At 67.1% G+C, this 12,509-nt stretch carries 14 protein-coding genes; 1 reads left to right on the top strand and 13 read right to left on the bottom strand.

Annotated elements, in window-relative coordinates:
• Positions 1-1,421 (top strand): hypothetical protein (locus tag VFS34_01075; protein ID HET9793023.1); only part of this gene is annotated, 1,421 nt, incomplete at its 5' end.
• A gap of 36 nt (positions 1,422-1,457) precedes the next feature.
• On the opposite strand, the gene VFS34_01070 is transcribed toward VFS34_01075, so the two are convergent.
• The 13 genes from VFS34_01070 to VFS34_01010 all read right to left on the bottom strand — a co-directional run.
• Positions 1,458-2,096, bottom strand: coding sequence for a GNAT family N-acetyltransferase (locus tag VFS34_01070; GenBank protein ID HET9793022.1), 639 nt, complete (start codon positions 2,094-2,096; stop codon positions 1,458-1,460).
• The gene (locus VFS34_01065) at positions 2,093-2,557 is read right to left on the bottom strand and encodes a DoxX family membrane protein (GenBank protein ID HET9793021.1); all 465 of its coding nucleotides are present in this window, start codon (positions 2,555-2,557) and stop codon (positions 2,093-2,095) included. The genes VFS34_01070 and VFS34_01065 overlap by 4 nt, the downstream gene beginning before the upstream one ends.
• Positions 2,554-2,976, bottom strand: coding sequence for a nuclear transport factor 2 family protein (locus VFS34_01060; protein HET9793020.1), 423 nt, complete (start codon positions 2,974-2,976; stop codon positions 2,554-2,556). Before VFS34_01060 ends, VFS34_01065 begins: the two co-directional genes overlap by 4 nt.
• 87 nt (positions 2,977-3,063) lie before the next feature.
• Positions 3,064-3,459, bottom strand: a complete 396-nt coding sequence (locus VFS34_01055; protein HET9793019.1) for a hypothetical protein — start codon at positions 3,457-3,459, stop codon at positions 3,064-3,066.
• Between the two features lie 401 nt (positions 3,460-3,860).
• On the bottom strand, positions 3,861-4,904 hold the full coding sequence (locus tag VFS34_01050) for a medium chain dehydrogenase/reductase family protein (protein HET9793018.1): 1,044 nt from the start codon (positions 4,902-4,904) through the stop codon (positions 3,861-3,863).
• Positions 4,905-5,172: 268 nt separating this feature from the next.
• Positions 5,173-6,399 (bottom strand): class C beta-lactamase, encoded by a 1,227-nt coding sequence (ampC, locus tag VFS34_01045; protein HET9793017.1) that lies wholly within the window; start codon positions 6,397-6,399, stop codon positions 5,173-5,175.
• Positions 6,400-6,438: 39 nt separating this feature from the next.
• Positions 6,439-7,581 carry an epoxide hydrolase gene (locus VFS34_01040; protein ID HET9793016.1) on the bottom strand — a complete coding sequence of 381 codons (1,143 nt, stop codon included), beginning with the start codon at positions 7,579-7,581 and terminating at the stop codon, positions 6,439-6,441.
• A gap of 55 nt (positions 7,582-7,636) precedes the next feature.
• Positions 7,637-8,389, bottom strand: a complete 753-nt coding sequence (locus VFS34_01035) for an MOSC N-terminal beta barrel domain-containing protein (GenBank protein ID HET9793015.1) — start codon at positions 8,387-8,389, stop codon at positions 7,637-7,639.
• A 34-nt stretch (positions 8,390-8,423) separates the two neighbouring features.
• Positions 8,424-8,825 carry an OsmC family protein gene (locus tag VFS34_01030; GenBank protein HET9793014.1) on the bottom strand — a complete coding sequence of 134 codons (402 nt, stop codon included), beginning with the start codon at positions 8,823-8,825 and terminating at the stop codon, positions 8,424-8,426.
• A gap of 148 nt (positions 8,826-8,973) precedes the next feature.
• Positions 8,974-9,372, bottom strand: coding sequence for a DUF3224 domain-containing protein (locus VFS34_01025; GenBank protein ID HET9793013.1), 399 nt, complete (start codon positions 9,370-9,372; stop codon positions 8,974-8,976).
• Positions 9,373-9,513: 141 nt separating this feature from the next.
• Positions 9,514-9,999: a hypothetical protein gene (locus VFS34_01020; protein ID HET9793012.1), complete on the bottom strand. Its 486-nt coding sequence runs from the start codon at positions 9,997-9,999 to the stop codon at positions 9,514-9,516.
• A 118-nt stretch (positions 10,000-10,117) separates the two neighbouring features.
• Positions 10,118-12,181: an alkaline phosphatase D family protein gene (locus VFS34_01015; GenBank protein HET9793011.1), complete on the bottom strand. Its 2,064-nt coding sequence runs from the start codon at positions 12,179-12,181 to the stop codon at positions 10,118-10,120.
• 146 nt (positions 12,182-12,327) lie between these two features.
• The coding region (locus tag VFS34_01010) for a hypothetical protein (protein ID HET9793010.1) at positions 12,328-12,509 on the bottom strand (182 nt) is incomplete at its 5' end.

Genomic DNA, 12,509 nt, shown 5'->3' with positions numbered 1-12,509 from the left:
GGCAGCCCATCGAACGGCTCGCCCGCCTCCCGACCGAGCGCTCGAAACGGATCCCGGCGGCCGCGTACCACACATGGAACGACCACCGGGACAAGTCGTACGTCACCGAAGACGGCGACGCCCGCTGCGACGAGCGCACGGGCGCCCCCTACGACGTCCCGTACGAGTGCCTTTCGCCGGAAGGAGACGCGGCTCGCCGGGCGCTGGCCGAGCTTCTCGCCCTCGTGCGCGATCTTCGCGCCGCCCAGCTCGCCGCGCCGGAGGGAACGGACACGGAGCCGGAGCGCTCGAAGACGTGGCGCGAATACCAGGCGAGATGGTTCACCGCCGCTCACGCGTGCGAGGGCGCGGCGTGCGACGAGCGCCAGCCGCCGGACCCTCCCCCCGGAGCGTACGCGTTCGTCGGACTCGACACCTCCTGGAATTCGACCCGCCGCTTCGTCGACGTCTCGGCGCGCGGCATGCTGCTGAAGTATGCCTGGGACCTGAATCCGTTCCTCTCTGCGCTGAGCGCGAACGCCGGCTACCGGCAATACACGGACGGGGGCGGCGGCGCGGGTCTCGTCGGGTTCGGTTTCGACTTCGTGCTCCCGGTCGGCAATCGCCTGACTCTCGGCCTCCAGCCGATCGCCCTTCGGTACACGTTCGGCGGCGACCGGTCCGGGCCGGAGCTCGTGTCGCGCCTCCTGCGTTTCAACTACAAGCTGAAGGAACGCCTGTTTCTCTCGGTCGACGCGCCGATCGAAGTGAACTGGTTGAAGCCGAAGACGGAATGGACCGTCGGGCTCGGTCTCACGTATTCGCCGGCGATCAACCGGCTCGCGCGCGGCCGCGATCTCCTGGAGGAGGAGCCGCAGGCCGAACGCCGCGACGAGTCGTGGGTGCCTCCCCCCGCGCCGTACGGGCATCTCGAGGGCCGGGCGCGATCGTGGTACGTGGTCGCGGGGATGACCGTCGACAGTCCGCCCGGGAATGCCGTCGAAGGGCGCCACTACGGGCACGGCCTGATCGGCGGCGAGCTGGCGTGGGACCGCAACCGGTGGGACGGGCGGTTCCCGTGGGCCCCGGCCGTGTCGCTCGGCGTGGGCAACCGGAGGACCTCCGGCGACTCGACGTACTTCACCGGCGCGTTCGCCGCCAGCCTCCGCTGGTACGCGCTCGGCCCGCTCGGCGTCGCGCTGACGCCGGTGAGGGTCGAGTACGGGCCGAAAGTCAGCGGGAAGTCGGAGATCGACCCGTCGCCGGGCGTCCACGGTTCCCCTGGAAGTCCGTACTACTTCAGCGCCGGCTCGCGCCTCGGTTTCGCCTTCAATGCGGGAATCATGGACATTCTCCTCGAAGGTCCCACGCTCACCTGGGAATCCTCTCCGTTCGCGGCCGACGAGATCCTCACCATCCGGATCGGCTTCCGGCTCCGGTGAGGATTCGGCGTCCCACGTCGCGTCGCACGCGGCGAGTCACAGTTCCCGCTCCATCAGGACGGTCGCGTCGTGCCCGACGATCGATGCGAAAACGGGTCGGCCCTCGAACAGGAACGTTCCGTAAGGCGCCGACAGCACGTCCCGGAAACCGAGCTTGCGAAAGACGTGCTGCGAGATGCGGCCGGTCGCTTCCGTGACCGCGAAGCGGTAGCCCCGGCGACTGCCGTTGGCCAGCGCGGCCGCGACGAGCCGATGGGCGATGCCGCGGCCGGCCGCGCGATCGGCGACGGCGAGCATGAAGAGGTGGAGGTGCGAGCCCTCGGCGACGGAACGGGATTCGCGGTAGCGCGCGTCGAGCCCCCCGAGCAGGGCGCCGATCGGCGCGAACGCGGGGACGGCCTCGTCGATCCCCGGGGGAGGCGGCGTCCCGAAATCCTCGACGAGAAGGCCGCCCAGCAGGTCGCCGGCGGGCGCTTCGCGCGCGACGATCGTGAGGCGTTCGGCAAGGGCCTTCTTGCGGAATGCGGACACGAGATTCGTGATCTCCCGTGCGGTCAACCCGACAGCGACGGCGGGCGGCTCGCGACGGCTGAAGACGTCGGCCAGCAGGGCGGTCATCGCGCCGAACTCGGTCTCTTCGAGCAGCCCGTATTCGACGCCGGCGACGGTCGTCACGGCCGGCCCGCGCCGACGGCGGTCTTCCGCCGCTCCGCTCGAAGACGACGGACGTGGTCGAGTGAGAACCGGTCTCGATCGGCCGGGACGACGAGAACGAACAAGAGCAGCCCAAGACGGGGAATGACATGTTCGTGGAACGGATAGAGAGGTTCCTTGAGCAGGTGGCCGAACGTGACGATCGCGAGAACGAAGCCGATCGACACGAGCGCCGGCCGGGTCGCGAGGCCGAGGAGGAGCAGGCCGCCCGCGATGAGCTCGACGAACGGGATCGCGAGACCCGCCGCCCACAACGACCAGGTGGGGAGGAACGTGTCCGTGTACGGCAGGAACCAGCGCCGGACGTGACCGGCGGGAGTCAGCGTGAACACCTTGTACGCGCCGGCCATGAAGAAGATGAGACCGAGCACCAGCCGGGCGAAAAGGACGGCCCACGTCTGGCCGCGTTCGGGCGAGGTCACGACGGGCGTAACGGACCGTCGGGGTGGGGAGTCGTGATGGGATCGGCATGCCGATGCACGATCCTCCAGGCTCCCTCTTCGCGTCGGAAGGTGGTCGTCACCCGAAGAACGAACAACGAGACGTCTTCTCTTCCGCTGACCTTGGCCATCCACCGCTCGACTTCGAGAATCGTCGCGATCTCGGAGCCCGGATATTCCGCGATGGTCTCGATGGCGATCACCTTGCCGTCCCGGAATCGCGCCGAAGCAAAGTCCAGGGCTTCGGAGACCCGCTCCCATCCCCGAACCGCCGGGCCGAAGGGGTTGGCCAGGGTCACGTCGTCCCGATGGGAGAAGAGCGGCTTGACGGGCTCGGGATTCCCCCTCGAAAAATCGTCGAGGGCCGTGTGATACCGCGCGATGATCTCCTGAAGGTCCATCGTCAAACCTCTCTCGCCGGCGAAAGCATCGCGGCGAGCCTCGCCGGCGGGACTCTGCTCGGCCGATGCCCGGCGCCCCCGCGGGCTCTAGGGAGGCCCCGCACGCTCCACCTCGATGCTCGAGCCCGCAATGGTCATCGGTCGGTCGAAATGCTCGGGCAACGAACCCGGAAACGTCTCGGTGTCGATCCGGAGCTCTGCCGACGGAGGGAATTCGCCATGCCGGCCGGCCTCCAGGACGTGCTCGACCGCCGCGTGAACCATGACGGCGCGCCTCCGCGGAGGATCCAGCCCCCACGACTTCGCCCGGCTCTCGGACAACCGGACGATCAGCTCGTGCTCGCCCGTCGAATCGCGTTCGCGCGGGGTGCCCGCGAATTCCGACGGAACCACCGTGAAGCGGAAACGCATGGCCTGCCCGTCTTCTGAAGGAAGTCCCGAGTCCTCCGGATCGGCGAAGGTCACCCTGTAGCCGGTGGTCACGCGGCTCTCATCTCGGCGTGCCTTGCGGGCGCGCGGCGGAACGACGAGGGCGGGCGGGGCGAATCGACTCGACGTCGGCGATCGCGCTCGCGCCCATGCGCCGCGCGATGCCGGTTGCCGCCGGCGCACCACTCTGAGGATCGGGGACCGGTTCGCATCGCATTCGAGGGATGACGCATTGTAACCCGACGGCCGGGGACGACCGCTCATCGCGGATCCGGTCGGCGCCTCCGAGGGAGCCGGCCCCTTGACCCGTCAAACCCGCTCCCGCGATCGCCGGTGATCCGCGTCCGCCCCCCCGATGCGGCAGCCGTGGGCAACTCGGGCCCTCGGCCGCCGGGTGGCGCACCTTCAGGGGAGGGCTTTGCGCGCCCGCCGAAAACGCGTGTTCGTTCGAACGGTCACCCGTTGCTCACGAGCACGATCTTGCCGGTCACGCCTCCCTTCCCGAGCAGTTCCTGCGCCTGTCTTGCCTCGGTGAGAGGAAAGCGACGCGCGATCAGCGGGCTGATCTTCCGCTGTTGCAGGAGGTCGAGAAGGGCGATCAGGTCCTGCCGAAACAACGCCGGCTTCAGCCGCTTGAGCGTCTGAATGCTGTACGGGATCACCCGTTTCCGGCCCGGCAGAAGCCAGCCGCCGGCGATGTACAGCGCGTAGATGGGGATTCCGTGAAGGCGATGACGGCGTCCGGAACGGCCCGAACCCAATCCCTCCCCGCGAAGCGAAGTCGTATTGCCGTAACCCACCACCCTCCCGCCCGGACGGAGAGCCTCGCGGGAATGCCAGAGGTGGGCGCCGCCGATGGGGTCGAAGACGGCGTCCACCCCCTCGCGCGTGAGACGGTGAATCTCCTTCACGTAATCCTGAGTCCGGTAGTCGATGGGGACGCCGCCCAGCTCCGAAACGGCCGGCGCCCCTTGCGCGGAACACGTGCCGTACATCTCCAGTCCGGCCAGACTCCCGAGCTGCAGGAGTGCCGTGCCGACCCCGCCTGACGCGCCGTGAAACAGCACGCGCTGGCCCGGCTTCACCCGGGCGGAGCGATGCAGCATCTGGTACGCCGTGACGTAGTTCAGCACGACGGCGACGGCCTCGGCGGCGTCCGGGCCGGCCGGCACCGCGACCAGCTCGTGCTGCGGCAGGCAGACGAACTCCGCGTACGCGCCGTGGATCGGCATCGCGGCAACGATCCGTCCGGGTTCGATTCCGGACACGCCGGCGCCGAGCCGGTCCACCACCCCGACCAGATCCCATCCGGGCGTGAACGGCACCGGAGGCGTTTCGGGATGAATCCCCTCGCGGGCCATGACGTCGGGCAAGGAGACGCCCGCGGCCAGCACCTTCACCCGAACTTCTCCGCTCTTCGGTTCGGGACGCTCTTCTTCGACTACCTGAAGGGCGTCGGGGCCGCCGTAGCGGGTGACGACGATGCGCGTGTGCTTCACGGACCGCTTCCTCGCCTCCGGGCGCTCCCCTTCGGGCGACGGGACCACCCGGGTTCCCGCTCCGGGGGGTTCGGGGTCCTCGCCATGAGCCTTACCTTGCGGAAGGTCCCGTGAAACTACACGCGAACTGCCGCGTCCGCCAGATGCAGACCGTTCATCGGGCGCGGGACCTGCCGTTCAGTCCCAGGATCCGAGGCCGGGGCCCGTCACCCTCGATGCCCACCCCCGACGACCGCAGGTCGTTCGTCGCCCGCCAGCTTTTCCATGCTCACTCTCTGTCCGACTCCACCGGGCGGCCCGAAGGCTGCCGAATCATCTTCCCTCTTGACGGGCCGGCCCCCAGCTCGTTCAGGATCCGATGCGCCAGTCGGATCCGGGGCTCGCTGGGGCAGTTCTTGTTGGCCAGCACCGCAATGCCCGACTTCTTCGCCGGCACGAAGGCCACGTAAGCAGAAAACCCGTTGGTCCCGCCGGTCTTGTTGATCCAGACGGCCTCGCGCGGCGGTTGGGGCGGATTCAAGGCTTCGACCGCATTGCTTTCGTAGACGACCTTGCCGGAATTTCCTTCCAGGAGCGTATTCAGGTCCACCGGATAACCGTACTGTTCCCAGATCAGGTCCTGTGTCATCGCGCCCAGCTCGAAGTAGCCCACGTGGGTGTCGAGGATTGCGCGCCGGAGCTTCTTCTCCTCTCGTCCGGGGCGGAGATTCACCTCGACGAATCGAATCAGGTCGCGGGCGCTGGTTTTCACCCCGTAGGCCTCGGCAGCAACCACTCCGGGGTTCGCCCTGACCGGCGCATCCGTCTTGTCGTAGCCCTGGGCATAGAGAGGCATCTTGTCCGCCGGCACGTCGATGTAGCTGTCGGGCATACCGAGCCGGGGGAACAGGAGTCGCTCCATCGCATCCTCGAAGGACATGTTCAGGCTCCTGGCCACGGCCATGCCGAGCAACCCGACACTGGGGTTGGCATAGGTCCGGTGGGTGCCCGGGGCATACGCCGGCTTCCAGGACTCGAAGTAGGCCATCAACTGGTCGACGGTCCGTATCTCGTCGGGAACCTGCAGAGGGAAGCCTCCCGCCGTATGGGTCCCGAGGTTGATCAGCGTCACCTCGTCGAAACGGCTGCCTCGGAGTCGAGGAAGGTACTTGCTCGGGCTGTCGGCGAGCGAAAGGCGCCCGTCCGCCTGGGCGTACGTCGCCAGCGTGGCGGTGAAGGTCTTGCTGATCGATCCGATCTCGAAGAGCGTATCGCTCGTGACTTTCTGCCGGGTGTCCCGGGAGGCCACGCCGAAGTTGTAGAACCGCCGCTTGCCATTGGCCGTGACCGCGATGGCAAGGCCGGGAATGTTGCACTGTCGCATGACCGCTCGAGCGGCAAGGCGAACTGTCGCGTCGAAATCGCGCGGCTCGGCCTTCGCCGTGGCGGCCCTGCCGAGGGAGGCCGCACAGGCGAGGAGGAGAAACCCGGCGGGACGTGTTCCGATGGCGCGCATTCGACTCGTTCTCCGCCCTCCGTCAGAGGCTCGCCGGAATCAGATCTCCGAGAAGAAGGCGGCGATGTCGCGCGCGAGGAGCTCCGGTTCCTCTGCGGCGGCGAAGTGCCCGCCGGTCGGCATGGAGGTCCATCGACGAACGGCGTAGAGCCGTTCCGCCCACTCCCGCGGCGGGCTCCCCTCCGGCACGTAGTTGCTGTCGAAGTTCGCGATTCCCACGGGCAACTCGACGCGAGCGCCGGGTTCAATCCCAGCCCCGTGCCACCGGTTGTCGAAATAGTCGCGCATCGACGAGGTGATCGTCTGCGTGACCCAGTAGAGCGTCAGCATCGTGAGGAGAAACTCCCGCGAAAAGCGCGCTTCGAGGTCGCCGCCGGAGTCGCTCCACGCGCGCCATTTCTCGAGAATCCAGGCGGCGAGTCCGGCCGGCGAATCGTTCAACGCATAGCCGAGGGTCTGCGGTCTCGTCGACTGGATGGAGGAATATCCCCGTTCGACTTCGTCCCACTGGCGCACCCGGGCGACATAGGCTCTTTCCGCTTCGGTCGGCGGCCGCGTCCCTTCGCCCGTCGGCGGCCAGAGTTCCATCGTGGTCAGATGAATGGCGATCAGGGGCGCCGGGTTCTCGACGGCCATGTACGCGGCGACACCCGCGCCGAAATCCCCGCCCCCGGCCGCATATCGCTCATAGCCGAGGCCGCGCATGAGCCCGTGCCACAGCCGTGCCACGGTGCGGTAACTCGCCTGGGCCGGCCGTTCCGAGAAGCCGTATCCCGGAAGAGAGGGAATGACGAGGTCGAACGCCGGCCCGTCGATTCCGTGGGCCTCCGGATCGGTGAGGAGCGGCACGAGCGGCAGATATTCGGCGAACGTGCTGGGCCAGCCATGGGTCAGGATCAGCGGTATGCCGCGCCCTCGCCGCGCCCGCTCGTGGACGAAGTGCACGCGGATTTCTCCGACCTCGGCGCGAAAATGCCGGAAGGTGTTCAGGCGGCGCTCCTGCGCCCGCCAGTCGAAGCCGTCGGCCCAGTAGCCCAGCAGGCGCTTCAGGTACTCGAGGTCGGTCCCCTGCTCCCAGGGAGCGCCGGGCGCCGGATCCGGCCAACGGGTGTTCCGGATCCGCGATCGCAGGTCGGAAAGGACCTCTTCGTCGATCCGGATCGAGAACGGGGTGATCTTCATCGCGACCTCCCGGCGAACATCCCGGCGACGAATTCCGCGAAGACGTTCACGAGAGTCATGTTTCGATCGCGCCCGTCCCCGTCGGACGGAGGAATACGGGCTGGCCGACCGCCAGCCGGCCGATGCGAGTGACCGCGCCGTAGATTCCCGCATTGTTCTGATTGGCCCGAACGATCGCCTTCATCACCTCGGGAGCGGAGCTCGCCGAGTCGGGATCGAGGTTCACCATCGAGCAGCGAAGGTCGCGCATCGTGACGGCGACGGCGGGAGCGTCGTCTCCCCCTCCGAACGTGAGCACGCCGCCCACCCACGCGTCCTCCTGGAAGGACCCCGGCCGATCGAGGCGAACGACGAGGTTCGGCCGGAATCGCCGGATGTCGAGGCTCCGCCCCGCGAGCCGCCCGATCTCGCTCACCGTTTCGGATGCGATCACCGAGACGCTCGCTTCGTCGAAGATCCCGGCATCCAGGTGCGTCATCTGCACGGGACCGCCGAACCGGCGTCCGACCTCCGCGGCCAGAGCTTCGCCGAAGATCGGCAGTTCTTCGCCATTCGGCGTGCGGACATGCGCGGGAAGGTCGTCCCGTGCACTGCCTTCGCCGCGGCGCGGGGAGAACAGAAGCAGCTCGGGAAGCCTGGTCGCCGTCAGCCACGGGAACCCGCTTCGGTCGTCGAGCCGCCGGAATGCGAGACGCCGGTCCTTCTCGAGGCCGTGCCAGCCGAGCTCGGCGGCGTCGAGCCGCTCGCCGGCCATCGACTTCACGGGATAGCGAAAGATCGCCTCCACCCTTCCGATTTCTACGAGCATGATCGATCCCGTCGACGTCCCTCGCGGACGTTCGTCATGGCAGCACCAGACTCACGGGAACGCCCGCCCGTACCGTGTTGTGAACCTCCGCCACGGCATCGGTCTCGCGGAGGAGCCGCGAGATGACCGACTCCGGGGCCGGCGAGGACACCGTCGCGCGATACCGGATGTGGGCAGCGGCGAGACCGATGCCCGGGAACTCTGCCGTGGCCTCGACCTCGACCCGGTCGAGTGGAATGCCGAGTCGTTCGGCCTCGCGATAGAGATCGTTGCAGTAGCACGTGGCCACGGCGAGCAACAGAAACTCGCCGCCGCTGACGCTCGAGCCCCTGCCCGCGGCCTTTGGCGGGATGCTCAGCGCCCGGGCGGAACCTCCGGTTCGAACGATCGCCTCATGACCGTTGGCCGAGCTGGTGACGACGGCGGTGATCTCCATCGGGCAATCTCCGTGAGTGCCCGACGGCTAACGGCGCCGTCCAGCCGGCAAACCGGAGCGGCCACCGTCGCGCCGGATGACTTCCTCGAGCCGCGGGAAAGGGCGGCCGAACCGCGGCTCCGGGCGCCGGGGCGGCAGCGCCGCTGGACTAGACGAACTCATAGCTCAGCGTGAACGGATGCTCGGTGCCGTGGCCGACGGCCGAGCTTCCGTCGCCCTGCAGGCCGCGCAGCTCTCCCGTTCCGGACCCCGGAACGACCGAATACGACTCCTTCGCCTGGCCGCCTTCGAACGCGCCGACGCGCTGGAGCACGAAAGTTCCGCTCCTGCCGCCGATTCGTCCGACGATCCGCTCGAGGCCGACGAACGCCGCCGACCCGTCGCTGCGGTACATCATCAGGTATTCCACATGTCCTTCCCCCTCGATATCGCCAGTGAACGTCTTCTCGACGCTGGCCCGAGTGAGCTTGGGCAGGTCCTGGCCCTCGCTGTAAGGCTGCTCGTCCCAGCTCTTGATGGCGAACCGACCGCTCGCGAGCTTCTTCACGCGTCCTCCTCCGATCAAACGGGATCGCTACCCTCTCGGCTCATACCGCATCGCCACGGCCCCCGAGCCGAACTCCAGCCGGCTCACCAGCGGCAAGCCCGCAGGGCGCAGGCCGCCGCAATGAGGTGTCAGCCGGCGAACTCATGGCAACTCCCTTGCGGCGTGCCATAGCCAGAGGCTGGCCGCGAGCAGGAGTGGAGCCGACAGGACACCGGGTACCGCTCGCTTGGCCAGAAACGCCCCGACGAGATGGCCCGTCCCGTTGAGTGCGTGAATGGCACTCAGCGCGTACGCCGCCGGTCGCATCCAAGAGGTACCGGCGAAGGCGGCGACCGTCAGGGCAGCGAGGAACGCGACGCCGGCGCCGAGCGCCATGAGCCAGGGCCAGAACGTGAATGTCGGCGGGAACGGGATGCCATGCATCAGGCCGCGAATCCGAAGAGCCTGCGGGTTGTACCAGCTGAGGAAATCGTGAGTTGCTTCGTCCGCGACGTGAACAGCCAGGGCGCCGACCGCTGCGACCCAGGCCCAACCGAAACTTGCCACGGCGTCAGGTGAGTCTAACTTCATTCGGCGCCGGCTGACGATACTCGATTGCGGCGGCGCGGCGCTATTGGCCGCGTCCACTGCAACGGGGCCTTAGACGACAGACCACCACTGCCGAAAGAGCTTGCCTGTCGGCTCGACGTCGATCGCACAGTCAAAAGTCGAATGCCTCGCTATGAAAACGAGCGCCGTGAGCCCGTCACATCGCCAGTCCAACGTCGCCTTCGAGCACCGACGTCTTCAGCTGCGGTCGCTCTCCGCTCTTCCACAGTGCAGCAGTGTGCGATACCCGATACCTGATTGGCCCCCCGTCCGGCCTTTCGCTGCGCGTAATCGGGCGTGGGATGCAGACAAACTCGGTGCGCATCTCACCGGCCGACAATTGGACCTTCGCATAACCGTGTCCTCCGAGATCAACGAACTCGACGTGCGGAGCCAGATCCGGGTTGGACAGCGACCTTGCGCGCTCGAGGTCGCGACTCTTTGCATACTCGAGGCACGCACGGACGCCGTGCTTGAGCAGCATGTTGAAAGTCCAGTCCGGCTTCGCTCCCGCCTCCCTGTCCGCAAGGAACAGCGATCGCAGCGGAGCATCCTTCGGCAGCCTGTGCTCATAGGCTTCCATGGGTCCGGGACTGGTGAGAGAAGCGCCAACGAAGCTCAAGCCGACCGGCTCGAATTTGCCGGGCGGAAGTTCCGCGGTCGCGTATCCGGCCCAGAAGCTGTGACGGTCGCCCGAGACGATGGCGAAGCCTGTAATCTTCGAGTCGCGAACGAGATCGTATATCTCGGCGCGCTCTACGTACGCGGTGCCGTAATCACCGCCACCCGCGGACGCGTAGGTGTTCGCGGGCCAGGGCTCCCTGGTGAGACCGGCGGGCAGGTTCTGCGGGTCAGCGCGCAAATCCAGCGCGCCCTGCGAGTTCGCCCAGATCTTCCACCCTGCGGTCGAGCTCTTGAGCTTTTCCTTGAACCATGCCTTCTGCCTCGCCCCGAGAATCGTCTGCGGCGGCGCGCTCCGTTGAGGATTGGGGACACGCGCATCGTTGAACCGGATCTCCCGAGGAGGATTGCCGCCGTTGAACGCGCGCCCGCCGTCGAGAGCCCGCATCTCCGGTTCAGGAAACATTCCTATGTATTCGTCGCCGCCGAGCTTTGCGAGAGACGGATCGCTGAAGGGATCCGCGCTCCGAAAGCTGTGCTGATCGGTGATGATCAGGTCCAGATGCTGACCGTAACGCAGCGACCTGTAGCCCTGGAGGCTATTGATCGCGATCAGGTTGTTCGGTTCCACTCCCAGCCCATCGCTGTCGAACTCCTTGATGGGAACGTCTCTTACCGCGGGTGGACCGAAGTGCTCGAGTGACCCGCTCGGCGGCGCGACGCGTGCGGGGAGGTATTCGAACCAGGCCTGGTTCGCCGCGACCTTGACGGTCTGGCCCGGCTGCTCGAACGTTCCGCCCTTGACGATGCTTTGCCAACCTTGCCACGAGAATTCGTGGTTGTCCCAGATCGCGACGAACGGCCAGCGGGCGCGGGCGTCCTGGAGGTCGGGATCGGCGAGATAGCCCTTGTAGATGGCCCGGTAGCCTTCGACGGTCAGCGGTATGTGGAAGTTGCCGATCTTGTGGCCGTCCGGTATGCGCGCGACCTCATAGATCGTGCGGTCGTAGCGTGTCTTCACTTCGTCGGGATACTCCACCACCTCGTAGATGAAGTCGCCCAGGTGCAGAACGAAGTCGAGCTTCGCGACGGCGGGAGCGCGTTCATCTTCGAAAATCATCCGGCGATAGGCGTTGAGCTTGCCCTCATTGACATCCTGACAGCTCACGAACGCGAAATTCACCGTGCGCGGATCGTCTGGCAACGGCGCGGTGATCGTGCGGCCGACCCGGCTCCCGTTTCCCTCGGTGTCGGTAAACCGATACCAGTAAGTGCGCGCCGGCTTGAGGCCGCCGACCAGAACGCGCGCGGTCCAGTCCGCGGCGCTCGAGACCGGCGCCTGCGCGTGCGCAACGACTCGGTGGAACGCCTCATCCTCGGCTACCTCCACGGTGAGGAGATGGCGTGTGCCCTCTGCGAACGGCCGCCTCGTCCACAGGATGACGCTGTGCGGATCGGGATCGCCCGAGGCGACCCCCTGGGGATAGAGATCACGCCGCTCATGCCAGTGGGCACGCGAACCTCGAGCCGGTCCGGCCCATGCGAGCGAAGCACCGATTGAGGCTGCAGCTTTGAAAAAGGATCGGCGGCTGATCTTCATCGTCTCACTCCGTCCGGGTTGCAGTTGGGCGTCACCTCAGGATTCGGACGCGAACGCCCGCCAGGACAAGTACGTACTCTACGCTCGTAAGTTGCTTCGGCGTGAAACGCTTCGATCCGCTGACCCGCTTTCAAGCATGGCAGTGATTAGGTTGCGCCGGGCATCTGTTTGCAATGGTGGCGCGTATGCAGCGCGTTGAACCTCACCAGGTCTTCGAGCAAAACCGTACCGAAAACGGAGGTCCGGACGTTGGGGCTGCTGCCAGCCCGTCGACGACATTCCTGGTCGAACCTGGCGAACGCCTCTTCCAGTCGAACGCGCGCCTCGT

It is taken from the genome of Thermoanaerobaculia bacterium (genome assembly GCA_035717485.1).
In the GTDB taxonomy this organism is placed as follows: domain Bacteria; phylum Acidobacteriota; class Thermoanaerobaculia; order UBA5066; family DATFVB01; genus DATFVB01.
This window is presented reverse-complemented; position numbering and strand designations above follow the sequence as displayed.

What these genes read in the sequence shown, in the direction of transcription:
- VFS34_01035 (HET9793015.1), bottom strand. Translation starts at nt 8,389, where the DNA reads ATGCTCGTAGAAATCGGAAGGGTGGAGGCGATCTTTCGCTATCCCGTG.
- ampC (HET9793017.1), bottom strand. Translation starts at nt 6,399, where the DNA reads ATGCGCGCCATCGGAACACGTCCCGCCGGGTTTCTCCTCCTCGCCTGT.
- VFS34_01060 (HET9793020.1), bottom strand. Translation starts at nt 2,976, where the DNA reads ATGGACCTTCAGGAGATCATCGCGCGGTATCACACGGCCCTCGACGAT.
- VFS34_01015 (HET9793011.1), bottom strand. Translation starts at nt 12,181, where the DNA reads ATGAAGATCAGCCGCCGATCCTTTTTCAAAGCTGCAGCCTCAATCGGT.
- VFS34_01040 (HET9793016.1), bottom strand. Translation starts at nt 7,581, where the DNA reads ATGAAGATCACCCCGTTCTCGATCCGGATCGACGAAGAGGTCCTTTCC.
- VFS34_01030 (HET9793014.1), bottom strand. Translation starts at nt 8,825, where the DNA reads ATGGAGATCACCGCCGTCGTCACCAGCTCGGCCAACGGTCATGAGGCG.